This window comes from Amycolatopsis sp. NPDC102522 (assembly GCF_055584485.1).
In genome coordinates, this window is record NZ_JBVJLY010000004.1 from 402639 (window position 1) to 424271 (window position 21633).

Annotated in this window: 25 protein-coding genes; 19 read left to right on the top strand and 6 right to left on the bottom strand. The window is 68.3% G+C overall.

Translation table 11 applies throughout. The annotated features are described in order from the left end of the window. Window positions 1–90: 90 nt before the first annotated feature. The 5 genes from ACZ6YV_RS14600 to ACZ6YV_RS14620 all read left to right on the top strand — a co-directional run bounded on the left by ACZ6YV_RS14600 (window position 91) and on the right by ACZ6YV_RS14620 (window position 4469). The gene (locus ACZ6YV_RS14600) at window positions 91–1284 is read left to right on the top strand and encodes a sensor histidine kinase (protein WP_465510046.1); all 1194 of its coding nucleotides are present in this window, start codon (window positions 91–93) and stop codon (window positions 1282–1284) included. After that, complete coding sequence (locus tag ACZ6YV_RS14605) at window positions 1281–1934, top strand: response regulator (RefSeq protein ID WP_465510047.1); 654 nt, start codon at window positions 1281–1283, stop codon at window positions 1932–1934. Before ACZ6YV_RS14600 ends, ACZ6YV_RS14605 begins: the two co-directional genes overlap by 4 nt. Window positions 1935–2065: 131 nt before the next feature. Beyond that, window positions 2066–2485 carry a hypothetical protein gene (locus ACZ6YV_RS14610; RefSeq protein ID WP_465510048.1) on the top strand — a complete coding sequence of 140 codons (420 nt, stop codon included), beginning with the start codon at window positions 2066–2068 and terminating at the stop codon, window positions 2483–2485. A gap of 135 nt (window positions 2486–2620) precedes the next feature. Continuing rightward, window positions 2621–4084 carry an alpha/beta hydrolase gene (locus ACZ6YV_RS14615; protein ID WP_465510049.1) on the top strand — a complete coding sequence of 488 codons (1464 nt, stop codon included), beginning with the start codon at window positions 2621–2623 and terminating at the stop codon, window positions 4082–4084. Between the two features lie 19 nt (window positions 4085–4103). Beyond that, window positions 4104–4469, top strand: coding sequence for a VOC family protein (locus ACZ6YV_RS14620; RefSeq protein ID WP_378244716.1), 366 nt, complete (start codon window positions 4104–4106; stop codon window positions 4467–4469). A gap of 66 nt (window positions 4470–4535) precedes the next feature. Here ACZ6YV_RS14620 and ACZ6YV_RS14625 read toward each other — a convergent pair whose 3' ends face one another. Both ACZ6YV_RS14625 and ACZ6YV_RS14630 read right to left on the bottom strand, forming a co-directional pair. Then, window positions 4536–5639 (bottom strand): sensor histidine kinase, encoded by a 1104-nt coding sequence (locus ACZ6YV_RS14625; RefSeq protein WP_465510050.1) that lies wholly within the window; start codon window positions 5637–5639, stop codon window positions 4536–4538. Then, window positions 5636–6295 (bottom strand): response regulator, encoded by a 660-nt coding sequence (locus ACZ6YV_RS14630; protein ID WP_465510051.1) that lies wholly within the window; start codon window positions 6293–6295, stop codon window positions 5636–5638. The genes ACZ6YV_RS14625 and ACZ6YV_RS14630 overlap by 4 nt, the downstream gene beginning before the upstream one ends. On the opposite strand from ACZ6YV_RS14630, the gene ACZ6YV_RS14635 reads away from it, so the two are divergent. The 3 genes from ACZ6YV_RS14635 (at window position 6294) to ACZ6YV_RS14645 (ending at window position 7961) form a co-directional block, all read left to right on the top strand. Next, on the top strand, window positions 6294–6503 hold the full coding sequence (locus tag ACZ6YV_RS14635; protein WP_465510052.1) for a hypothetical protein: 210 nt from the start codon (window positions 6294–6296) through the stop codon (window positions 6501–6503). The genes ACZ6YV_RS14630 and ACZ6YV_RS14635 overlap by 2 nt on opposite strands. A gap of 4 nt (window positions 6504–6507) precedes the next feature. After that, window positions 6508–7311, top strand: a complete 804-nt coding sequence (locus tag ACZ6YV_RS14640; protein ID WP_465510053.1) for a BPL-N domain-containing protein — start codon at window positions 6508–6510, stop codon at window positions 7309–7311. 89 nt (window positions 7312–7400) lie between these two features. Continuing rightward, window positions 7401–7961 (top strand): helix-turn-helix transcriptional regulator, encoded by a 561-nt coding sequence (locus ACZ6YV_RS14645; RefSeq protein WP_465510193.1) that lies wholly within the window; start codon window positions 7401–7403, stop codon window positions 7959–7961. A 52-nt stretch (window positions 7962–8013) separates the two neighbouring features. Here the strand turns inward: ACZ6YV_RS14645 and ACZ6YV_RS14650 are convergent, their stop codons facing one another. After that, a complete protein-coding gene (locus ACZ6YV_RS14650; RefSeq protein WP_465510054.1) occupies window positions 8014–9402 on the bottom strand; it encodes an MFS transporter in 1389 nt (462 codons plus the stop codon). Here ACZ6YV_RS14650 and ACZ6YV_RS14655 point away from each other — a divergent pair. Continuing rightward, entirely contained in the window at window positions 9401–9751 is a 351-nt protein-coding gene (locus ACZ6YV_RS14655; RefSeq protein ID WP_465510055.1) for an ArsR/SmtB family transcription factor, read from the top strand. The two genes, ACZ6YV_RS14650 and ACZ6YV_RS14655, sit on opposite strands and share 2 nt — an antisense overlap. A gap of 349 nt (window positions 9752–10100) precedes the next feature. Beyond that, complete coding sequence (locus ACZ6YV_RS14660; protein WP_465510056.1) at window positions 10101–10322, top strand: hypothetical protein; 222 nt, start codon at window positions 10101–10103, stop codon at window positions 10320–10322. Between the two features lie 37 nt (window positions 10323–10359). Here the strand turns inward: ACZ6YV_RS14660 and ACZ6YV_RS14665 are convergent, their stop codons facing one another. Then, the gene (locus tag ACZ6YV_RS14665; protein WP_465510057.1) at window positions 10360–11337 is read right to left on the bottom strand and encodes an FG-GAP repeat domain-containing protein; all 978 of its coding nucleotides are present in this window, start codon (window positions 11335–11337) and stop codon (window positions 10360–10362) included. Window positions 11338–11464: 127 nt separating this feature from the next. On the opposite strand from ACZ6YV_RS14665, the gene ACZ6YV_RS14670 reads away from it, so the two are divergent. From ACZ6YV_RS14670 to ACZ6YV_RS14690, 5 genes are all read left to right on the top strand, one after another. Then, complete coding sequence (locus ACZ6YV_RS14670) at window positions 11465–11857, top strand: VOC family protein (protein WP_465510058.1); 393 nt, start codon at window positions 11465–11467, stop codon at window positions 11855–11857. 411 nt (window positions 11858–12268) lie between these two features. After that, on the top strand, window positions 12269–12745 hold the full coding sequence (locus ACZ6YV_RS14675) for a hypothetical protein (protein ID WP_465510059.1): 477 nt from the start codon (window positions 12269–12271) through the stop codon (window positions 12743–12745). A 132-nt stretch (window positions 12746–12877) separates the two neighbouring features. Continuing rightward, window positions 12878–14209: an MFS transporter gene (locus ACZ6YV_RS14680; protein WP_465510060.1), complete on the top strand. Its 1332-nt coding sequence runs from the start codon at window positions 12878–12880 to the stop codon at window positions 14207–14209. A gap of 108 nt (window positions 14210–14317) precedes the next feature. Further along, a complete protein-coding gene (locus ACZ6YV_RS14685) occupies window positions 14318–16057 on the top strand; it encodes a pyruvate dehydrogenase (RefSeq protein ID WP_465510061.1) in 1740 nt (579 codons plus the stop codon). Window positions 16058–16129: 72 nt separating this feature from the next. Further along, on the top strand, window positions 16130–16396 hold the full coding sequence (locus ACZ6YV_RS14690) for a GlsB/YeaQ/YmgE family stress response membrane protein (RefSeq protein ID WP_465510062.1): 267 nt from the start codon (window positions 16130–16132) through the stop codon (window positions 16394–16396). Between the two features lie 19 nt (window positions 16397–16415). Here the strand turns inward: ACZ6YV_RS14690 and tatB are convergent, their stop codons facing one another. Then, window positions 16416–16784: a Sec-independent protein translocase protein TatB gene (tatB, locus tag ACZ6YV_RS14695; RefSeq protein ID WP_465510063.1), complete on the bottom strand. Its 369-nt coding sequence runs from the start codon at window positions 16782–16784 to the stop codon at window positions 16416–16418. A gap of 79 nt (window positions 16785–16863) precedes the next feature. On the opposite strand from tatB, the gene ACZ6YV_RS14700 reads away from it, so the two are divergent. The 3 genes from ACZ6YV_RS14700 (at window position 16864) to ACZ6YV_RS14710 (ending at window position 19623) form a co-directional block, all read left to right on the top strand. Continuing rightward, window positions 16864–17487, top strand: a complete 624-nt coding sequence (locus ACZ6YV_RS14700) for a lysozyme family protein (RefSeq protein ID WP_465510064.1) — start codon at window positions 16864–16866, stop codon at window positions 17485–17487. 280 nt (window positions 17488–17767) lie between these two features. Further along, window positions 17768–17896 (top strand): hypothetical protein, encoded by a 129-nt coding sequence (locus ACZ6YV_RS14705; protein WP_465510065.1) that lies wholly within the window; start codon window positions 17768–17770, stop codon window positions 17894–17896. 503 nt (window positions 17897–18399) lie between these two features. Continuing rightward, window positions 18400–19623 carry a nucleotidyl cyclase domain-containing protein gene (locus ACZ6YV_RS14710; protein ID WP_465510066.1) on the top strand — a complete coding sequence of 408 codons (1224 nt, stop codon included), beginning with the start codon at window positions 18400–18402 and terminating at the stop codon, window positions 19621–19623. An 88-nt stretch (window positions 19624–19711) separates the two neighbouring features. Here the strand turns inward: ACZ6YV_RS14710 and ACZ6YV_RS14715 are convergent, their stop codons facing one another. Continuing rightward, window positions 19712–20113 (bottom strand): hypothetical protein, encoded by a 402-nt coding sequence (locus ACZ6YV_RS14715; protein ID WP_465510067.1) that lies wholly within the window; start codon window positions 20111–20113, stop codon window positions 19712–19714. 188 nt (window positions 20114–20301) lie between these two features. Here ACZ6YV_RS14715 and ACZ6YV_RS14720 point away from each other — a divergent pair, with 188 nt between their 5' ends. Next, window positions 20302–21531, top strand: a complete 1230-nt coding sequence (locus ACZ6YV_RS14720; protein WP_465510068.1) for a CHAP domain-containing protein — start codon at window positions 20302–20304, stop codon at window positions 21529–21531. The last annotated feature ends 102 nt before the right edge of the window (window positions 21532–21633 follow it).

The following is a 21633-nucleotide window of genomic DNA, read 5'->3' on the forward strand; positions in this document are numbered from 1 at the left end:
GGGTGCGCCGGACGGTCCGGCGCACCCGGCGTCCCCGCGCCCGCTGAGGCATGATGATCACCGGACCAGCGAACCAGGAAGGACGGCCGCGTGCTTCCGACCGCCACCCCGCCGCCCGTCCGCGGTCTGGTGATCGCCGAGGTCGTGGTGCTGGCCGGGCTGAACGTCGAACAGCTGGTACGGCGCCTGATCATGCAAGGTCCGCCCCCGGCGGGGGAGATCTTCTACTTCGCGGCAGGCCTGACGCTGGGCGCGCTCGCGTTGCTGCGGCGCCGTTTTCCGGCGCGGACGGCGGCGTTGACCACGGCAGGGATCGCGCTCTCGCTGGCTTGTAGCGGGGCGGGTTTCCTGTTCGAACCGCCTGCGGCGCCAAGCGGTGACGTCGAGGCGCTGGCGCTGGCGGTTCTGGTCGGGGCGGCGTGCCACCGGCTGCCGCGTGGTCACGCCGCCGTGCTCGCGGTACTCGGTGGGCTGACCATGGCCGCGGCCCCGGTCCTGCGCTTCGGCGATACGTTCACGACGCTGTCCATCGCGGTGGTGTGGGCCTTGCTGTGGGGTTGCAGCGTCATCGTCGGGCTGATCCTGCGGGACGGTGAAGCCCGTCGTGACGCGGCGCTGGCCGCGGCCCGCGATCGAGAACGGCTCGCGCTGGCACGGGAACTGCACGATCTGGTGGCGCATCACATCACCGGGGTCGTGGTCCGCACCCAAGCCGCCGGTGTCGTCCTGGCGGACGGGCCGGAACAGGAACTGATCAAGGAGATCGAGCACGCCGGCGCGGAAGCACTCGGCGCGGTGCGGCGGCTGGTCATGATGTTGCGCAGCCCCGAACTTGCGTCACAGGTCACCGTCGGCGGATTGGTGGAGTCCATCGAAGCGGCGGTCGGCGACGACGAAGGCGTCACGGTGCGGCTGGCGGACGGGCTCGCCGACCTCGCTGTCGCGCCGGAAACGGTGTCCACCGTCCACCGCGTGGTCCTCGAATCGCTGAACAACGTGCGCATGCACGCGCCCGACGCCCGCCGCGTCACTGTCGTGGTCGAGCCCACCGACGGCCGTCGGTACCTCCGGGTCGAGGTCGGCAACGACGGGCTCCGGCCCGGCCGGGTGCGTCGCTCGCCGGGTGGCTACGGCCTGATCGGGATGGCCGAGCGGATCTCGGCGCTGGACGGCAGGCTGACCGCCGGGGAACACGGAGAGCGCGGTTGGCGAGTCCTCGCCGAATTGCCCCTGCCGGGCGGGGTGTCGGCTGCCGACGCACCGGAAAGGGGGGCGGCGCGGTGACACTGCGAATCCTGCTGGCCGACGACCAGGCCTTGGTACGCACGGGTTTCCGGCTGATCCTGGAGCGGGTGCCCGGGCTGGAAGTGGTCGGCGAGGCGGAAAACGGCGAGCAGGCTGTCCGCCTGGCCCAGCGGCTGCGCCCGGACGTCACGCTGATGGACATCCGCATGCCGCTGGTCGACGGTCTCACCGCCACCCGGCGGCTGGCGGGCCCCGACGTCGAAGACCCGTTGCGCGTCCTGGTCGTCACGACCTTCGACCTCGACGAGCTGGTGCACGAGGCCCTGTGCGCCGGGGCCTGCGGCTTCCTCCTGAAGGACGCGGGCCCCGGCCTGCTGGTGGAGGCGGTGCACGCGGCCGCGAACGGTGAAGCGCTGGTCTCGCCGTCGATCACCACCCGGCTGCTGGCTCATTTCACCGCTACTTCGGCCCGGCGCCGCGCCCGACAGGCCGATCCCGCGCTGACCCACCGCGAACTCGACGTCGCCAAGGCCATCGCGCGCGGCCGGACGAACGCCGAGATCACCGACGAGCTGACGATCTCCCTCTCGACGGTGAAGACCCACCTCGCGTCGATCCAGCGCAAGATCGCGGCCCGCAATCGCACCGAAATCGCCGTCTGGGCTTGGGAATCCGGTCTGGTGCGCTGAGTCGCGGCCGGTCGTGTGGTCCGAACCGTGTGGTCCGAACGAGCCCTGACAGGGCCGACCGGGCCGGAATAGCCTTTTTTGTCATCGCACCTGTGTTTCAGGTGAATCTTCGACAGATGAGGTGGACTCCGATGGCCGAACCGAAATCGAGCCAGTCCCGGACGAAGTCGAGGCTTCGGCGCGGCGCTGTCGCATTGGCTGTTGCCGTGGGCACTCTCCCATTTCTGGCGGGTACCGCTCTGGCCGCCGCTTCCGTGCCCATTCCTTCGAATTACGTTTACGACCCGAATCGCGGCGCCTGGCACGACTACTGCACCTTGTCGCCGGACAAGCCTGTCGTCCCGCCCTGGGGTCAGGTGGACTTCCGCGGCCCGTGCGCGAACCACGACATGTGTGAGGAAGCCGGCGGAAAGAACACGCTGCGCTGCGACGATCTCTTCTTCCGGCTCATACACCAGCAATGTGACCACACCTTCGGCACGGGCCCGGGCCGTGGTCCGTGCGATTTCATCGCCGACACCTACTACAACGCGGTCCGCTCGACCGGCTGACCCCTGTAGCGGCGGAAAAGCACCTGGGCGAGTGATTCGACTTGAGTATGCCCCAGGGGCACGTTGTTCACTGGGACGGCGCCCGCGATTGTCCGTTGTGGACAGTTCGGCGGCGCCGTCCCGGAGGTGCATCGAATGCGGAAATCCGTCGTCGCCGTTCTCACTCTCGCCATGGTGGCGTCCCTCGGTCCACCGGGTGTCGCGGCCGACGCGGGCCCGAGCACCGTGAACTGGGGGAAGTGCCCGAGCGGTACGCCGCTGGGCCCACTCGAGTGCGGAACACTGAAGGTTCCGCTCGATTACCGCGAGCCCGGCGGCAAGACGATCGACATCTCGATCTCTCGGCTGGGCAGCGCGGCCCCGGAAAAGCGCCGCGGCGTGCTGCTGCTCAGCTCCGGCGGGCCGGGTGCCCCGGCGACGAACTATCCGCTGATCTTGAACTATCTCGGCCTGCCGCAGAGCGTCAAGGACAGCTACGACGTGGTGGGCATGGATCCGCGCGGGGTCGGCTACAGCACGCCGGTGACCTGCGACCTGCCGCCGGGGACGTCGCAGACCGCCAACATCCCGGACTACGCGCTCGACCCGGCCGATGTCGCCGCCCGCGCGAAGCGGATGGCGGAGACCGCCGCGAAGTGCGGATCCAGCGCGACGGCGTCACTGCTGCCGTATATGACCACGGCGAACACCGCTCGCGATATGGACCGGGTCCGCGCGGCGCTGGGGGAGCGGAAGCTCTCCTTCCTCGGCGTCTCGTACGGCACCTATCTCGGCGCTGTCTACGCCACACTGTTCCCGCATCGCGGCGACAGGATCGTGCTCGACAGCTCGATGAGCGACGAAGGCAGCGCTCCTTCGGCCTCGCGCGGCTTCGGCCGGGGTGTCGAGGACCGGTTCCCGGATCTGGCGAAGTTCATCGTCGCGCATCCCGAGTACGCCTTGGGTGCCACCGAAGAACAGGTGAAGCGGAAGTACTTCGAACTGGCCGCCCGGCTGGACGCGAAACCGAGGCCGGACGGCTTCGACGGCAGGCAGTTCCGCAAGCGCACGTTCGAGGGGTTGTACACCGACGCCGGTTTGCCCCAGGCGGCCGAGCTGTGGCGTGCCGTCGAGACCGGCAAGCCGCTGCCCGAGGTGCCGAGCGCTCCGCCGCCGCCGGATCAGCCCGCAGACAACGCGGCCGCCGCGCAGCTGGCCGTGCTCTGTGGCGACCGGAACTGGCCGGAGGCCGTCGAGTTCTACCAGCGGAACGTCGAAATCGATCGGGTCCGCCATCCGATCTGGGGCGCGGGCGCGGCCAACATCTGGCCGTGCGCGTTCTGGCCCGCCGAGCCGAGCGAGCCGCCGGTGAAGATCACCGGGCACGGGCCTTCGAACGTGCTCATTGTCCAGAATCTCCGCGACCCGTCCACCCCGCTGTCCGGTGCCCGGAAGATGCGCGCGGCCCTCGGTGACCGCGCCCGGATGATCACCGCCGACCAGGGCGGTCACGGCGCCTACCTCTACCTGAAGAACAAGTGCCTCAACGACGCCACGACGGAGTACCTCGTCACCGGGCAGCGTCCGCGGCAGGATCTCGCTTGCGCGGCGACGGGGTGAAACCCGCTACGGTCGCCGTATGAGCGAAGACGCGAAGATCGGCCCGGCCAGGATCGGGAACGTGCTGCACCCGGTGGCGGACGTCGACGCCGCCGTGCGGTTCTACTCCGCGGCCCTTGGCCTGGAAACGAAATTCGTGGACGGCGACCGTTACGCGGCCCTTGACGCGGGCGGCACCACGCTCGCTCTCGCCGGTCCCGCCGAGGACGTCACCGGTGGAGTACCCGCGGCGTCGTTCAAGGTGCCCGACGTGGCCGCGGCGGTGGCCGCCATCGTGGAGCGAGGGGGATCGGTGGTCCGGCAGCCGGAGCGCGGCCCGCACGAGGTCCGGGCCGTCGCGCGCGACCCCTGGGGCAACACCGTCGTGATCTACGGACCGCTGTAGGTCACCGTGACGCGAAAGCCACTTTCGGGACATCAGACGTCGCGAAAGTGGCTTTCGCGACACGTCTCAAGTCGTGCGGTCCGCCCGGCTTCGCTGACCGGTGACGGGCAGCCGCAGCAGCAGGCGGAAGCCGCCGTCAGGGGTCGCGCCGGTGACCACCGTGCCGCCCAGCAACGCCGCGCGTTCCCGCAGGCCGAGCAGTCCGTGACGGGCGCTCGGCAAGGTCAGTGTCGGCCGGGTCGCCGGGGTGTTGCCGACGGTCACCGTGAGATCGGTGCCGTCGCAGGCGATGTCCACGGTCGCCGTGCTCCCGGGCGCGTGTTTGCGCACATTGGTCAGGGCTTCCTGGATGGTCCGGTAGATCGTGCGCTGAACGGCCGTGTCGATACCCTCCGGCGCTGTTCCGGTCCGCCGCGTCTCGATGCCGCTTCCGGCGATCATGCGGTCGAGGTCGGACAACGTCGGCTGGGGCACCAACTCGGTGGTGGAGCTGCCGGAGGCACGCAGCAGATTCACCATGTGACGCAGCTCGTCGAGGGTGTCGACCGACAGCGTGCGCACGTTTTCGGCGGCGGTCTTCGCGGCGGGGTCCGTTGTCGAGACGCTGAGCGCGCCCGCCTGGACGGCGATCAGGCTGACTTTGTGCGAGACGACGTCGTGCATCTCGCGGGCCAGCTGGGTGCGTTCCTTGGCGAGGACGGCCTGGGCGTCCAGGACCCTTTCGTGTTCACGGGCCTGGCGGATGTCGTCCAGCCGCAGCGTGAGTTCGCGCTGGGTGTGCACCAGCCTGCCGAGGAAGATCGGCGCGGCCGGGGTGATGATCGCGTAGACGACGGTGAGCACGTCGATTTCCCCGAACTCCAGATCGAGGCCGGGGAACAGGTATCCGGCGGTGGCCGCGACGCCGCATCCGACGAGCAGGCGCCGGTTCGGGCGCAGCAGGGCCACGGAATAGAGAGCGATGAGCGTCGCGATGACCGAGCCCGAGATCGCGAGGGCGGGAAGGGTGACGACGAAGACGAAGACCGGCCACCGCCGACGGAGCGGCAGAATGCCGAGGGCCACCAGCGCGGCGCCGAACGCCAGCGGCTCGGCCCGGCCGAGTCCCGCGTCGATCGCGGCGACGGCGATCAACCCGGCGTCGACGAGCAGCGGCCGCACCCGGTTCACGGGCGGCCTTCACCGTTGCTGAGCAAGCCCGCCTGCTGCGCCACCAGTGCGGCCTGGACGCGGGTGGTGACCTGCAGTTTCGTGAGGATGGCGGAGACGTGGTCCTTGACCGTGCCGACACTCAGGTGGATCCGGGTGGCGATGTCCGCATTGGACAGTCCGTCCGTGATGAGCACGAGTACCGCGCGTTCGCGTTCGGACAGCTGACCGACCTGCGCGGCCGCCGCCGAGCCCGCGCCTGATTCGAGATAGCCGTCGACGACGGTGCGCGTCACCTTGGGGGAGAGCACGACCCCGCCGGCGGCCAGTGTCCGGACGAAATGCGCGAGCAGGTCCGGGGCGGTGTCCTTGAGCAGGAACCCGGCCGCGCCCGAACGCAAGGCTGTCGCGATGTATTCGTCGGAGTCGAAGGTCGTCAGCATCGCCACGGCCGGTGTCTTCCGCAGGCCACGCAGCTGCCGGAGGACGGTGAGGCCGTCGACGTCGGGCATCCGGATGTCGAGCAGCACGACGTCGGGACCGTGCAGGCTGATCTCCTTGACCGCGTCGGCGCCGGTCACGGTCGCCACGACCTCGATGTCGCCCGCCGCCTCCAGGATGAGGCGAAACCCCGAGCGCACCAGCTCCTCGTCGTCGACGACGACCACTCGAATCATGCGGCCCAGTCTCGTCGCATCCGCCGGGCGGGCACCACCCGAGGCCGGAAAGCCCCTGCCCGCCGATCGGGTGGACAACGGCAGCCGGTCGGCGGGTTGTTCGGGCCGGATCGCCGGTGCCGACAGGTCGCCGCGTGCGCCGAGCATGGAGGACGACGAACGCGATCGGCTCGTGGCCCGCGTTCGTGACCGGAAGACACAGGAGTGAAGCAGTGCCTGGAACAGATCCGAAGACCCCTCTTTCGCCGAGCGCGATGAGCCGACGTCGAGTGCTCCTCGGCGCGCTTCCGGTCGCCGCGTTGCTGGCTGTCGGCTGTGGCAGGCAGGCACTCGGGGACGAAGCCGGCCCCAGGCGGCTCGCGCTGGTGTACAACGGCCCGCAGGGTTGCGCGGACTGCGCGCCGGCGGTGGCCGCGTTGCTGCGCAAGGCGCCTCAGCCGTTCGAAGTCAAGTACGTGGGCCCCGGCACCGGCGTTCCCCTCACCGCCGAGACGCTGGCCGAGGCGCAGCTGTACGTCCAGCCGGGCGGCGGCGCCGATCTGGACCGGACCTGGCGGGACCTGCGTGGCTCCGCCCAGCTGATGCGCGACTGGGTCCGGGCGGGTGGCAGCTACCTGGGCCTGTGCTTCGGCGGCTACCTGGCCGGACGCGACCCGGGTTTCGGCCTGTTGCCCGGCGATACCTACGGATACGCCGGTTCTCCCGGCTCGACCGTCCCCGACGACCGCGACACCGTGCTGGAGGTGTCCTGGCGGGGCGAGCCCCGGCACATGTACTTCCAGGACGGTCCGGCTTTCCGCCTGGACGCCGGAGCGGACGCGACCGTTTTGGCGACCTACGGCAACGGAGCCGCCGCCGTCGTGGTCGCCCCGTACGGCAAGGGCCGGGTCGGGGTCAGCGGCCCGCATCCGGAGGCCGACGAGTCCTGGTACGAGGACGAAGGGCTCACCAATCCCGACGGCGTCCGCTTCGACCTGGCCTACGAACTGATCGACACGACCACCCGGCGGCCGTGAACCGGGTCGATTCACCTGCCGGGCGAGGAGGAAACGTGGAGCGAGTACGCGTGCGTGTCTGTGCCTTGGACCCCATCACGGCGGCCGGGATGGTCAGCTACCTCGAGCCCTACGCGGACATGGAAATCGTCAGCGGCCCGCGGCGCGACGAGGCCGACGTCGTCGTTGCCGCGTTCGAACGGCTTTCGGCCGACGCGATCGCGGTCCTGCGCCGGCACGCGGCCGAACCGGGAAGGCCGGTAGTGCTGATGGTCAACCGGATCCTGGAGAGCGAGGTGACTCTCGCGGTGGCGTGCCGAGTGGTCGCGGTGCTGCCGCGTACGGCGGCGACAGGCGAAGAGCTGCCAGAAAGTGTCCGTTCGGCCGCGGCGAACCTGTCGCGGGTCTCGCTCGCCAAGCTGATCGAGCGAACCGAGCGGCTCCACCGAGGTTTCCTCAGGCCACCCGAGCCGACCGCGACGGAACTTTCCGCGCGCGAGACCGAGGTACTGCGGTTGATGGCCGACGGGCTCGACACGAACGCGATCGCGGCCGCACTGTCCTATTCGGAGCGGACGGTGAAGAACATCATCTACGCCATGACCTCCCGGTTGAAACTGCGGAACCGGTCGCACGCGGTGGCATACGCCGTGCGGACGGGAGCGATCTGAGCCTGCCACACCCCTCACTTTTGCCTTGTCCCTCGACAACGACCCGAACTACTCACGACATCGCGGGCCAGCGCCGATGGTCCTCGTCGATGACGTATTCGTGACTGTGGCGCCAGGTGCCGTCCTCGCCTCGCACGGCGTCGGCGAGGTGCCCGGGGTCGACGGGGCCTCGGTGAGTGTGTTCGAGACGCAGGGGATCGTGCCGTGGCCAGGCGCGGACGGCGACGGCGAGGCCGATGAGCCCGAGAGCGCCGAGGACGAGCCACGTCGTGGTGAACCCGGCGGTGGTGGCCAGCCAGCCCGCGATGGGATAGGCGAGAAGCCAGCAGGCGTGGGAGAGCGAGAAGCGGGCGGCGAAGATCGCGGGCCGGTCGCCGGGCCTGCTGGATTTGCGCAGTACCCGGCCCACGGGGGTGAGGGCGAGTCCGGTGCCGAGCCCGATGACCGCCCAGACAGCCATTGCGGCGGCCAAGCGCCAGTCGCCGGTGTCCACGGTGGACAGTGCGATGGCGCCGGTCATCCCGGCGAGCAGGGTCCCGCCGCCGGTGAGCATGACGGTGCGTTCGGGGATCCGGTCCAAGGCGCGGGGGAGCAGGAGCGCGACCAGGATGGTGCCGAAGCCGTTGCCCGCCAGGAGCAGGGCGACGTCGGCCGGTGATCGGCCCAGGGTGTCCTGGACGTAGTTCACGGTGTTGACCATGACCACGGAACCGACCGCCGCGACCACCAGGTCGAGGCCGAGCGTGCCGCGCAGACGCGGGGTCGCGACGAACACCTTGATCCCGGCCGTCGTGCGGTCCCGGACCCCGCCGCGGCCGCTGCGGGTCGCGTCGGGGATCCGGGTGCTCAGCACCAGCGCGGCGGAGGCCACGAACCCGGCCGAGGTGCCGGTGAACAGCCAGTGGAAGGACACGAGGCTGAGCGCGGCGGCGGCCAGGAGCGGGCTGAGCAGGCTTTCCATCGTCGAAGCCAGTTGGGACAGCGACAGCGCCTTCGTGTAGTCGCGTTCGTCGGGCAGGATGTCCGGGAGCACGGCCTGGAAGGTCGGGGTGAACGACGCCGACGCCGTTTGCAGGACCACGATCAGGACGTAGATCTGCCAGACCTCGTTGACGAAGGGCAGGGCGAGGACCACCAGTGCGCGGATCACGTCCAGGGTGACGAGGAAGAAACGGCGTGGCATCCGGTCGGCGTAGGCGCCGGCGAGTGGGGCCACTGTGACGTAGGTGATCATCTTGATGGCCAGCGCGGTGCCCAGGACGGCACCAGCGCCCGCCCCCGCCAAGTCGTAGGCCAGGAGGCCGAGCGCTACGGTCGTCAATCCAGTGCCGAACAGCGCGACCAGCTGCGCCCCGAACAGATGCCGGTAATCCCGATGCCCGGACAACGACACGTTCCACCGCTCCTGTCGTTCGACGTCCTTTCCATGATAGGTGCTCATGTACGCACATGACGAATCTGGTGATCAGTGGTCCCGCCTGCCGCCGGACGACCAGGTCGAAGCCGCGTCCACGTCGCTGCGGATGCTGGCGGATCCGACCCGGATGCGGATGCTGTGGCTGCTCAGCGGCGAGGAGTACGACGTCGCGTCGCTGTCGGCGGCGGTGGCCATCGCGCGTCCGGCGGTGTCCCAGCACCTGGCCAAGCTCAAGCTGGCCGGACTGGTCACCCAGCGGCGTGACGGCCGCCGGATCCTTTACCGGGCCAGGGGAGGGCACGTCCGGCGCCTCCTGGCGGAGGTCATGAACGCGGCCGACCACCACCTGCACGGGATCCCCGACCACGATTGACCCGCGCGGCCAGGAACCGGGGAGTCCTCGGTCGAACGGCTGCCGGCCTCGGCGGAGACGTTCGGGTTGTCGGCGTACCGGCCGGACGGCGGGATCAACGGCTTCGACGCGTCCCCCGGCCACGAGGGTGAACACCGAGTGCTGGACCGGGAACAGCTGGTGCGGGGCCTGGTCGCGGGGTCCTGGAGCACCAATCTGTGGCTCCGGTCCGAGGCGGATGTCTTCCTGTCCACCAAGCCTGGCGGCTGGGACTCCGTGTCAGTGTCGCTGGACTCGTCCTACCGCACCCAGGCTGAGCCCTTTCGGGAGTTGCACCGTCTGCTCACCGAACTGTGGGTGACCATCGCCGGTGACACGGGTGCGCTTCCCGGAGTGGCTGAGCTGGTGGACTTACCTCGACGCCGACGGTTACCGGCGGCTGTCGCCCGTCCTCGCCGAGCTTGGTGCCGACGTTCGCCGGACTTCCGGGGAGGCGGCGGTGATCGCGTTGCCGGCAGACCCCGTCGCGGCCGATCCCGTGGAGTTCGCCCGCCTGCACCACGAATACCGGCGGGCAATCGTGCCCCGGTGAACCTGGTTCACCGGGGCACGACGAGCACCTCTGGGATCTACTGCGAGCGCAAGACCCAGACGTCGTTGGCGTTCACCGCGACGAGGTCCGCGTCGCCGTCTCCGTCCACGTCGGCGGTGAGGGTTTCCTTCGTGCCGGAGAAGGAACCCGCGTACCACGTTTCCGGCGCGGAATAGCTCGTACCGGTGGAGCGCATCACCTGCACGTCGGTGTCGTTGACGGCGATGAGGTCCGCGTCGCCATCGGCGTCGATGTCCGCGGTGAGCGTTTTCTTGCTGCCATAGAAAGGAGTCGTCGACCACGACACCGGAGTGTCGAACCAGCGGTTGGCGTTGCCTGTCACGACTCGTGTGCCGTTCTGATCGACGAGGATGAAGTCGGCCTTGCCGTCACCGGTCGCGTCTGCCGCCAGTGTCGCCTTCTGGCCGCGGATGGGCGGCGCCCACGCCACCAACGGCAGCGTCGTGGTGCCGTTCGACCTCGCCGCCAGCGTGGCCACGTCGAACAGGCCGATGATGTCGGTGTCCCCGTCGCCGTCCAGGTCCGCGGCCAGGTTCCCGAAATCGCCGGCGATGGTGTTGTTCAGCCACTGCGCGGGCGTCCCGAAGCGTTCTACGCCGTAGTAGTCGACGATCGACCTCGCCACGAAGATGCCCTGCGGCGTCGAAGGCGTGGGCCGCCGGACCGCGATGGCGTCGGCCCGCCCGTCGTTGTCCATGTCGCCGACGAAGTTGGCGTTACCGTTGAAGCCACTGCTCAGGAAATTGCCCGCACCCCAGTTCTGCTGTGCCTGGAAGGTGGAACCGTTCGACCGCAGCACATAGCACCCGTACAGATAGGTGTTGTAGCTGACCAGGTCATCTTTGCCGTCACCGTTGACATCCCCCGCCATGACCGCGACCTGCGCCGTGAACGGTCCGGCCGACCACTGTTCAGGTACGCCGGAGGCCGCCGCAGGCGGGGCGAGGGTCAGGGTAAGAAGTCCGGCCACACCGGCCATCACCAAAGCACGCATCACGTCCCCTTCGTGTCGGCTTGCGGTACTCAAGTCGTGATGCGCCGGGAAGTGTTACGAACGGGACATGGCGGGCGCGGACGACGAGGTTGACCTCCAGCGAACTCGAGATTCTAGGGTTGTTCCCATGACAGTGCAGCTGAACCACACGATCATCAACGCCACCGACCGGGCCGCCACGGCGGACTTCCTGGTCTCGATCCTCGGGCTGCCCGAGCCCGCCGAATTCGGCCCGTTCCTGGTGGTCCAGACCGGCAACGGGGTCTCGCTCGACGTCATGCGCAGCACCGAGCGGTTCTCCAGACAGCATTACGCGTTCTTGGTCGAGGAGGACGAGTTCGACACGATCTTCGAGCGGATCCGCGACGGTGGTCTGCCGTACTGGGCGGGGCCGGGGCACCGCGGCGCCGGTGAGATCAACACCAACGACGGCGGCCGGGGCGTCTACTTCGACGACCCCGACGGTCATGCGCTGGAGATCCTCACCCGCCCGTACGGATCTGGTGTCTCCCAGGACTGAAAGCGTGGGGGATCGCGGCCCTTGTCCAAAATGGACAGTGAGTTGCCGGAGGTTTCTCGGCCGCGTGCGATGAGTTTTACGGGCGAGGCGATATGGCGTGATCGTGGCCGCTGTCGATGCGGGGGCCGTGAGTGGTAAGTCGCGTTAGAACGACACTCGCCACTCACGACCACCCGCACGGACCCCTCGCCGCCACACCTGATGTCGCGAAAGCCACTTCCGCGACATCAGACGTCCCGAAAGTGGCTTTCGCGACACCCGAAGCCGATGGCGAGGGCCTGCCCGGCAGCGGACTCGGTCGCCCCGAGGGAAACTCGGTGGAAGTCGTTGCCGCGTGGCCATCTGCTACGGCCTCGATGGCCTAGAGTCCTGCCGCGCCTTGGAATTCACGGAGTGCCTAAGGGGGTCAGTATGCCGCGCTACGACAAGGAAGGCGTCCACGGTCGGTCCACCCCACGCAGGATCCTGATGGTGTCGATCGCTGTGCCGGCGGTTCTCGGCGCGTTGTGCGGAGCCGCGTTCATCCCCGAAGCGGCGAACCATTTCGGGTACGCCTTGCCGGGAGAAAAGGGTCTTCCGTACCGGGTCCATTACAACGGCAGGGATTACCGTAGCGGCCAGACGTGTGCCGGCGCGCGATGGTGCGAAGACGAACAGAGCGCCGAACAGCGATCAAAGCCGTACTGCATGCCTCGTGCCGGGCTGGACCTTGGAAGCGGAGACAGCGGCGCAGGGTTGGTGATGGTCGACGACGTCTTCACCTTGTTCGGATCTTCGCATCCCGTTTTCACCGTCGGCGTCATCCCGCAAGGAGAGACGACGACGAGAGTGGTCGTCGAGGCCTCCGCTGACTGTTATCTGACATATGGCCTGATGGGCGGTCCCTAGCAGGACGGTCCCCGGCGCTCGCGATGATTGCGGGCTCCAGGCTGAGCGGCTACCTTCACGGTGTTCGATATCTGGTCACCGGTGTCCGGCTATCGTGCGATCGGTCAGTCGCCAGCCCGAGGAGGAGCGAGAATGCCCGACCTGCCCACCCCGGACGACGCGGCCGTCGCGAACCAGGAGGCCGCGGTGAGCCGTTCGGCGTTCCGGCGTGTGCTGGCGGGCAGCACCGCGGGGGCCGTGCTGGAGTGGTACGACTTCGCGCTCTACGGCATCCTCGCCGCGACAGTGCTCGGGCCGCTGTTCTTCCCGGGCGGCAACGCCGTCGCCCAGTTGCTGCTGGCTCTGGCCACCCAGGGGCTCGGGTTCGTCGCGCGGCCGATCGGCGGCATCGTCTTCGGGCATCTCGGTGACCGTGTCGGCCGCAAACCCATGCTGGTCGTGACCTTCCTGCTGCTCGGTCTGTCCACCTCGGCCATCGGGCTGCTGCCCACGTACGCGCAGGCGGGTATCGGGGCGACGATCTCGCTCGTCGTCTTGCGCCTGGTCCAGGGCTTCGCGCTCGGCGGCGAGTTCGGTGCGGCCGTGCTGATGGTCAGCGAGCACGGGAGCCCTCGCCGCCGGGGATTCTGGTCCGCCTGGCCGCAGGCGGGCGCCCCGCTCGGAACCGTGCTGGCGACAGGCGTGGTGGGCGTGCTGACCCTCGTGCTGTCCAACGGGCAGTTCGCGCAGTGGGGCTGGCGTATCGGGTTCCTGCTCGCCGTTCCGCTGCTGGTCATCGGCTTCTGGATCCGTCGCCGCATCGACGAATCGCCCGCGTTCCAGCAGGCGCGTTCGCGTGCCGGTGCCGCCGAGCAGGCGCGTTCGAGCGTCTTCGAGACCCTCGCTCACCCAGGGCCGGTCCTGCGCGGCCTCGGCGTGCGGCTGGGCGAGAACGTCGCGTTCTACGTGTACACCGTTTTCGTGGTGGCCTACGCCACGACTTCGTTCGGGTACACCAAGTCAGACGTCCTCCTCGCGGTGACTGTCGGATCGTTGCTGCAGTTCGCGGGGATGCTGGCGGGCGGGCATTGGTCCGATGTGGTCGGACGGCGAATCGCGATGCTGGTCCCGGCGGCGGGCCTGGCGCTCTGGGCGCCGTTGTTCTTCCTCATGGTCCGTTCGGAGAGTCTGCCCCTGCTCTACGTCGGCGTGGGCGTCGGCGCCGCGTTGCACGGTCTCCTCGCCGGTCCCGAGGCGGCTTGGATCGCGGAACTCTTCCCGACTCATCGCCGCTTCGCCGGGGCATCCCTGGTCTTCCAGGGGTCGTCGATCATCGCCGGCGCGCCGGCGCCCTTCATCGCCGTCTGGCTCGTCGAGAACCACGGGACCACGGCCGTCGTGCTGTACCTGGTCGCGACCATCGCGGTCACCCTCGTGGCCTTGTTCTTCAGCGCCGAAACCAGGGGCGCAGACTTCGACGCCTAGGCCTGCGCGGCACTCTCCTGTCACCCGCCCGCGCGCAGAATCTGCGAACTGTGGGCGTCCCGTGGATCATGAGGGCGTTCCCTCCGCCGCAGCATCGAAGGGGTCTTGATGGCCAAGCCCAATGTCGCCGAGCAGTTCGTCCAAGTCCTGGTGCAGGCCGGGGTGGAACGGATCTACGGCGTGGTCGGTGACAGTCTGAACCCGGTCGTCGACGCGATCCGCCGTACCCCGGGCATCGACTGGGTGCACGTGCGTAACGAGGAGGCGGGCGCGTTCGCCGCGGCCGCCGAGGCGCAGCTGACCGGACGGCTCGCGGTGTGCGCGGGCAGCTGCGGTCCCGGCAATACGCACCTGGTGCAGGGGCTCTATGACGCGCACCGCACCGGCGCCCCGGTACTCGCGCTCGCTTCGCACATCCCGTCCGGTCAGATCGGGACGGGGTTCTTCCAGGAGACTCACCCGGAACGGTTGTTCGTCGACTGCAGCGGATACTGCGAGCAGATCAGCCAGCCCACCCAGATGCCCAGGGTGCTGCGGATCGCCATGCAGCACGCACTGTCCCGCGGCGAGGTTTCGGTGCTGGTGCTGCCGGGCGACGTCGCGCAGCTCGAGGCCACTTCGCCCACCGGGAGTGGGGCGCCGATCACCGAACACGGGACGGTCATGCCGCCCGAGCCTCAGGTGGCACGGCTCGCCGAGCTGATCAACGAAGCCGAAACCGTCACCGTGTTCGCCGGTGCCGGGGTGCGCGGCGCGCACGCCGAGGTGATGGAGCTCGCCGGGACGGTCCAGGCGCCGGTCGGCCACAGCCTGCGTGGCAAGGAGTGGATCCAGTACGACAATCCCTATGACGTCGGCATGAGCGGCTTGCTCGGCTACGGCGCCTGCTACCGGGCCATGCAGGACGCGGACCTGCTCCTCTTGCTGGGCACCGACTTTCCCTATGACTCCTTCCTTCCCCAGGCTCGGACCGTGCAGATCGACCACGACGCGACCCGGCTGGGCAGGCGAACCCCACTGGAACTGGCCGTGCACGGTGACGTGCGGGAGACCCTGCGAGCCGTGCTGCCGCTACTTCGGCGCAAGACCGACAGGGCCTTCCTGGACCGCATGCTGCGCGACCACTGCAAATCGCTGGAAAACGTCGTCGACGCCTACACCCGCAACGTCGAACGGCACGTCCCCATCCATCCCGAGTTCGCCGCCGATCTTCTCGACGAACTCGCCGCGGACGACGCGATCTTCACCGTGGACACCGGCATGTGCAACGTCTGGGCCGCCCGGTACCTCACGCCCAACGGGCGGCGGCGGGTCATCGGCTCGTTCCTGCACGGCACGATGGCCAACGCCCTCCCGCACGCCATCGGCGCGCAGTTCGCCTACCCGGGGCGACAGGTCGTGTCGATGTCCGGCGACGGGGGACTGGGCATGCTGCTCGGCGAACTGCTCACCGTCGTCCTGCACGATCTCCCGGTCAAGATCGTGACGTTCAACAACTCCTCACTGGGCATGGTCAAGCTGGAGATGCTGGTCGACGGCCTGCCCGACTACCAGACCGACCACCGACAGGTCGACTTCGCCGCCATCGCCCGCGGCGCCGGCCTGCGATCGGAACGGGTGACCGAGCCGACGCGGCTGCGTGCCGCCCTCAAGGAGGCGCTGAGCCACGACGGCCCCGCGCTGGTGGACGTCGTGACGGACCCGAACGCGCTGTCCGTCCCGCCGCACATCACCGCCGGTCAGCTCGGCGGATTCGCGCTGGCCGCGAGCAAGGTCGTCCTCGAAGGCGGTGTCGGCCGGATGATCGACCTCGCCCGCGCCAACCTCCGCAACATCCCCCGGCCGTGAACAGCCACCGTTTGGCGGCCGGACACCGGTTCGCCGTAGGGTGACCTTGCTGCCCGACCGTGAGGAGAAGCGATGTTCTGGACCATCCTGGGCTGGATTCTGTTCGGTCTGATCGCCGGTTTCCTGGCGCGAGCCATAGTCCCCGGGAAGGACGACATCGGCGTGCTGCGGACGATCGTGCTGGGCGTCATCGGCTCGGTCGTGGGCGGCCTGTTGTTCGGCCTGCTCACAGTCGGTCTCCGCGGCTTCCAGCCGGCCGGGTGGATCGGCTCGGTCATCGGCGCGATCATCGTCCTGGTCATCTACAACAAGGTGACCGGCCGCAAGAGCCGCACCTGACCTCCACGGCGCCTGTTCCTCAAGTGGCGTCCGGGTCGAACGGCGCTCGTTCTCCTGCGTTCAGCGGAGCGTCGGCGACACGGGGTGGGAGCGTGCCGGTCCTGTTCACAGGCGTCCCGGTGTGTGCGTCGTCGAGCAGGTAGCGGCTGACAGCGGTTTTCGGATCGAGGGATCGCAGGGCGCGGAGGTCCTGCAGTGGTTTGCGGAGTTCCTGGTACTCGGTGCCGAGTTCGGTCCGCAGCTGGTCCTGGGCGCCGGTGGCGAACTCCCGTGCCTTGGCGAGGGTCCGGGCCAGCCATCGGGCGGCTTCCGGCAGCCGTTCGGGGCCGATGACGAAAAGTCCGGCGACCAGCAGGACCAGTAGGTGCTCGAGGCTGAGACCGAACACGTCAGTTCTCCCTCACCGCAACGTCGTTGCCGCCATGGTAGACCGATACCAGGCAGCGGCGGCGGAAGGTGGCGGGGTGATGGCGGTGCTTCGACGTCGGTGTGTGCCGGCGGCATGCCTGCTCGCGGTCCTGCTCGCGGGGTGTGGCGGGCCGAACGATCACCGGCCATCGGTGACGGGAGCGACCACCGCCCCGGTGACAGCCGTCGATGGCGACTACGATCCCGCGCGGTTCGCCGCGCAAGTGAAGGCGCGAGCGGCCGAAGCCGCGGTGTCACCCCAGCTGGTGATGGCGATCCTCTACAACGAGTCTTACAAGCCGCATGATCCCGAGCTCGAAAGGCAATGGCAGGAGCTGAAGCCGGACGCGTCGTTCGGGGTGGCCAACATGCACAAGGCGGCCTACGAGCAGACCCGGCGAGGACGACCGTTCGCCGACAGGGCTTGGCAGGAGCTGCCCGGCGACCCGGACCTGGCGATCCGGGCGGAGGCCTGGTACCTGCACGACCTGGCCGCACAGCTCCCGGGCAGACGCGCCGGATCACTCACGACCGAGGAACTGCTCGCGCTGGGCTACAACACCGGGCCCGGCAACATGAAGGCCTTCGCCCGCGGGACGAAGCCAGGCACCCAGGCCCAGTCCTATCTGGACACGCTCCACTCCAACTGGGGAAAAGCCGAGGAAGCTCTGAAGCCCGGCTGAGTCACGCAGGGCCGGTTCCGCCGGTAGACGGGGCGCAGGTGGAGTGGTCGCCGCCCGATTGCACTATTGCGGAGTCCGCGTCACCCGATCGACGCAATTCTCGACCGGGTATTGACCGCAGCGCGGTTATCGAACGTCCGGATGGGTGCAAACTGGCGAATTCGGAATGCGGCCGTTCTCTTCGATAATCGTGTAGTGCACGATCCGGCGATAGTAGCGTTACCTGAAACGGGTAGAGCACCCGTTTGGTGGATCCGCCGGGGGGCCGGCCGGTCTATCCATGACCTCGATCGCGCGCGACTCCTGCCCGCGTCGAAGCCTGGGCACGATGGTCAACGCCGCGCTCTATCTGCGGCGGCCGTTGCTGGTCATGGGGAATCCGCAGGACCGGGAACTCCACCTCGCGTAACGGATCACGGCCGTATCGCCTGCCATGCCTTCCCGATCGTCATGACCAGCAACGGAGAGCAGGAGGCCCCGCTCGTCACGGAACGGATTTCCCAGTCCGATTCCGGCGACCCGTCGGTAGCTTTGTCGCAGTCGAAAGAGCGCACAGTGAGACCGGAGCACCTCCTCGAGCTTCTGTCGTCGGGGATCATGTACGCTCCCGAACTCAGGAAAGGGAAGTCCACTTGGGACACAGGTGGATCTTCGCTTTCCGAGGCAGTCCGGGAATTGCTGCTCAGTGGCGCGCGGCGGTCGGAAACGGCCAAGTTCGCCCGGGTGGCCGCCACCATTTCGGTGGCCGGATTCCGCTGCTCGGTCACCTCCGAGACGCCATCGCCGACCCGAACCACATACCGGGGCCCGTACCTGTCCCAGGCTGACCGTCTGCGGAACGCGGCACAAGACCCAGCCCCGTCGTACCCGTGTCTGAACCAACGCAGACATCCACAAGACTGTGAGCTCACCATGCCTGAGACGGCCGAACGTCCATCTGCCTCGACACCTGCGACGCAGGGACGCTCGTCTTATCTCGGTGAACCCGAAGCGAACGAGCCGACGAGCAGGATCGTTCATCCTTCGGCGTCGGACACCTCCCGGAGTTCCCCGGCCCGCCAGCCTGAGGATCCGCCGCTGGTTCTCGGGAACGTCCCGCCGCGCGACCCGAACTTCACCGGTCGTGACGAGCTGCTCCACCAGCTCACCGAACGGTTGAGCAGCGGTACCACCGCGGTGCTGCACGGTCTGGGCGGTATCGGCAAGACGCAGATGGCCATCGAGTACATCTACCGGCATCTGCGCGATTACGACCTCGTCTGGTGGATCGGTGCCGCGCACACCATCGCGGTTCCCGAGGCGCTCCGGACCGGGCGGCCGTTCCGGCGGTGGCGGCTGATCTTCGACGCCGCGGAGAGCCCGGAGGCCGTGCTGCCGTTCTTCCCGATCTCGCGCGACCTGCTCACCGGGGTCAGCCGCATTCCGAGCCTTGCTTGGCGGTTGAGGGGACTGTTCGCGCCGAGGAACGAGTCGTTGGGGAAGCATCACTTCGGGAAAGCCTCCCGGGCCGGCCTGTCCGGCAGGCCGAGAGCGGCGATGCCGGCGGAGGGCGGTTCACGACATCACTTGATCATGGTGGCCGACGTGGCGGGGTTCGGGGAACCGAGCCGGACAGGGCCGGATCAGCGGGCCGTCCGCGAGGGGCTCTACGACGTCATGGAGACGGCGTTCGCGTCGACGGGGACCGCTTGGGAGGACTGTCACCATGAAGATAGGGGGGACGGTGTACTGGTGCTCGTTCCGGGCGGAGTGGACAAGGCGGCGTTCATCCAGGCGGTACTGCCGGCGCTGGTGACGCGGCTGCGGGTCCACAACGACAGGCATACGGAAGCGCAGCAGATCCATCTGCGGATCGCGTTGCACGCCGGGGAAGTCGGGTACGACAAGCACGGGTACACGTCATCGTCGCTGACGCTGACGTTCCGGCTGTGCGACGCTCCTCCGCTGAAGGAGGCGCTCGCGTCGTCGCCCGGTGTGCTGGCGGTGATCGCGTCGGAGTGGCTGTTCGAGGACGTCGTCCGCCACACTCCCGGTGCCGCTCCCGCGACCTGGCGACAGGTGCCCGTGGAGGTCAAGGAGGCCGCCACGACCGGCTGGGTCACCCTGCCCGACCACCCCTACCTCGGTCACCCCTGATCCAGTTCCGCCGGACGCCCGCGCGGTGTACGCCGGGCGTCCAGCGGCCGGGACTTAACCGGGCGACCTCGGTGCGCGGAGCACCTGATCACGTGGGTTCGTCGAGGCGATTCAGGATGTGCGTGAGGTCGCCTTCCGCGAGGAGTCCTATGAGCACCTCGGTCATGGTGTGGATGCCCGGTACCCGGACGATGAGGCCGTCAGAGCACCAGAAGTAGCTGCCGTCCAAGGCTTCTCCTGTCCGGGCCCAGTCGGCCATGAGACGTTCGACTTCGGCGACGGTGAAGATGGTGGCGCTCCACCGGGACCCGTCCGGCAGGCGAACCTCGGCGTCGATGTTTTCCACCTCGGCCAGGTTTTCCTCCGAGGTGAGGCCCATGAACACGACCTCCAGATTTGGAGTCCGGACCCGGTAGATCGCTCCGTCCCAGCCGTGCGAGAGCACGTCGATGTTCCAGTCCATTGCTTCCCCGCCGCGACCTTTCCCCATTTCGCCCTCCCGGACACGATAGCCCATGAGGTATTCCGCTCAGGCCTTTCGGCTCTATCGTGCAACTTCGCGCCGAACCCGTGTTTCCCGATCGGTTCGACTGAATGGCTGACTTCTGGCTGATTTGTGACGCTCGCGGCGGACTCGACGACACCAGACGAGCGAACACGACAGCGAGGAGTCTGCTGATGACGGACAAACCCATTCGCACTAAAGCCCTCAGGCGTTGGATCACGACGATATTCGTCGTCGTTACCGCGCTATTCGGTGTTCAGGGTGTCGCCGCGGCCGGAACGGACGACTATCCCGCCCCATGGCGATCAGCCGCCCAGGACTCGCTTCTGGATTCCTGGGGCTATTACAACCGCGAGTGCACAAGTTTCGTAGCCTGGCGCCTGCATTCGCGCAATGGCTTCGAGATGCCGAGGGCGATCGGCAACGCCGGGGCGTGGGGTTCCTGGTTCGAGCAGCGCGGCTACTCCGTGAACGGCACTCCCGCTGTCGGCGCGATCGCCGAATCCGCGGGTCATGTCGCCTGGGTTGAGGCTGTCAACGGAGACGGCACAGTCGCCCTCGAGGAGTACAACCAGAACTTCCAAGGAACCTACGGCAGGCGCGTGGTCGCCGCAGCGTCCTACCACTACATCCACGCGAAGGACATCACCCCTTCGCCGGGCGGGGGGAGCGTCGGTACCAGCGAATACCTCGGTCGTGACCAGCTCGCTCCGGATCAGCGGCTGTCTCCGAACCAGTACCTGACCTCGACCGACGGTCGTTTTGTCTTGATCCTGCAGGGTGACGGAAATCTGGTGCTGTACGGGCCGGGCTACGGCGCGATCTGGTCCAGCGGCACGGCGGGCCGTTCGGTGCACTCACTGCTCATGCAGGGCGACGGGAACCTGGTCCTCTACGGCTCGGGGAGCCAGGGCGCATTGTGGTCCTCCGGCACGGCGGGCCATGGCGGTTCGACGCTGAGGCTTCAGGATGACGGCAACACCGTCCTCTACGCGAGCAACGGTGCGACGTGGAGCACGGGAACCGCGAGAGGGACCGCGGGGCTGACGACGGTTTCGACCGACCGGCTCGCGGCGGACGGCAAGCTCTATCCGGGCCAGTACCTGCGTTCGTCGGACGGGAGGTATCGCCTCGCCTTGCAGAGCGACGGAAACCTGGTCCTCTACTCGCCGGGCTACCGAGTGCTGTGGGCCTCCGGCACCGCGGGCAGGTCGGTGCACTCGCTGCTCATGCAAGCGGACGCGAACCTCGTCCTGTACGGGACCGGGAGCCAGGGCGCTCTGTGGGCGTCCAACCGTACCGGTGCCGGCACTTTCGCTTTCACTCTGCAAAGCGACGGTAACGGAGTCGTCTACGGCCCGACCGGTGCACTGTGGACCACCGGGACAGGAGGACTCACCTAGAGCCCGCCCGGGGAATTGGTCCGGGTCTGCCGAACGACGTCTTCCCGAAGGAATCACGACAGAAGGTGTCGTGATTCCTTCGGGAAGGTGGCCGAACGACTG

What these genes read in the sequence shown, in the direction of transcription:
- ACZ6YV_RS14610 (WP_465510048.1), top strand. Translation starts at nt 2,066, where the DNA reads ATGGCCGAACCGAAATCGAGCCAGTCCCGGACGAAGTCGAGGCTTCGG.
- ACZ6YV_RS14615 (WP_465510049.1), top strand. Translation starts at nt 2,621, where the DNA reads ATGCGGAAATCCGTCGTCGCCGTTCTCACTCTCGCCATGGTGGCGTCC.
- ACZ6YV_RS14620 (WP_378244716.1), top strand. Translation starts at nt 4,104, where the DNA reads ATGAGCGAAGACGCGAAGATCGGCCCGGCCAGGATCGGGAACGTGCTG.
- ACZ6YV_RS14635 (WP_465510052.1), top strand. Translation starts at nt 6,294, where the DNA reads ATGCGGCCCAGTCTCGTCGCATCCGCCGGGCGGGCACCACCCGAGGCC.
- ACZ6YV_RS14630 (WP_465510051.1), bottom strand. Translation starts at nt 6,295, where the DNA reads ATGATTCGAGTGGTCGTCGTCGACGACGAGGAGCTGGTGCGCTCGGGG.
- ACZ6YV_RS14645 (WP_465510193.1), top strand. Translation starts at nt 7,401, where the DNA reads ATGGTCAGCTACCTCGAGCCCTACGCGGACATGGAAATCGTCAGCGGC.
- ACZ6YV_RS14655 (WP_465510055.1), top strand. Translation starts at nt 9,401, where the DNA reads ATGTACGCACATGACGAATCTGGTGATCAGTGGTCCCGCCTGCCGCCG.
- ACZ6YV_RS14650 (WP_465510054.1), bottom strand. Translation starts at nt 9,402, where the DNA reads ATGAGCACCTATCATGGAAAGGACGTCGAACGACAGGAGCGGTGGAAC.
- ACZ6YV_RS14665 (WP_465510057.1), bottom strand. Translation starts at nt 11,337, where the DNA reads ATGCGTGCTTTGGTGATGGCCGGTGTGGCCGGACTTCTTACCCTGACC.
- ACZ6YV_RS14670 (WP_465510058.1), top strand. Translation starts at nt 11,465, where the DNA reads ATGACAGTGCAGCTGAACCACACGATCATCAACGCCACCGACCGGGCC.
- ACZ6YV_RS14675 (WP_465510059.1), top strand. Translation starts at nt 12,269, where the DNA reads ATGCCGCGCTACGACAAGGAAGGCGTCCACGGTCGGTCCACCCCACGC.
- ACZ6YV_RS14680 (WP_465510060.1), top strand. Translation starts at nt 12,878, where the DNA reads ATGCCCGACCTGCCCACCCCGGACGACGCGGCCGTCGCGAACCAGGAG.
- ACZ6YV_RS14685 (WP_465510061.1), top strand. Translation starts at nt 14,318, where the DNA reads ATGGCCAAGCCCAATGTCGCCGAGCAGTTCGTCCAAGTCCTGGTGCAG.
- ACZ6YV_RS14690 (WP_465510062.1), top strand. Translation starts at nt 16,130, where the DNA reads ATGTTCTGGACCATCCTGGGCTGGATTCTGTTCGGTCTGATCGCCGGT.
- ACZ6YV_RS14700 (WP_465510064.1), top strand. Translation starts at nt 16,864, where the DNA reads ATGGCGGTGCTTCGACGTCGGTGTGTGCCGGCGGCATGCCTGCTCGCG.
- ACZ6YV_RS14705 (WP_465510065.1), top strand. Translation starts at nt 17,768, where the DNA reads ATGACCTCGATCGCGCGCGACTCCTGCCCGCGTCGAAGCCTGGGCACG.
- ACZ6YV_RS14710 (WP_465510066.1), top strand. Translation starts at nt 18,400, where the DNA reads ATGCCTGAGACGGCCGAACGTCCATCTGCCTCGACACCTGCGACGCAG.
- ACZ6YV_RS14715 (WP_465510067.1), bottom strand. Translation starts at nt 20,113, where the DNA reads ATGGGGAAAGGTCGCGGCGGGGAAGCAATGGACTGGAACATCGACGTG.
- ACZ6YV_RS14720 (WP_465510068.1), top strand. Translation starts at nt 20,302, where the DNA reads ATGACGGACAAACCCATTCGCACTAAAGCCCTCAGGCGTTGGATCACG.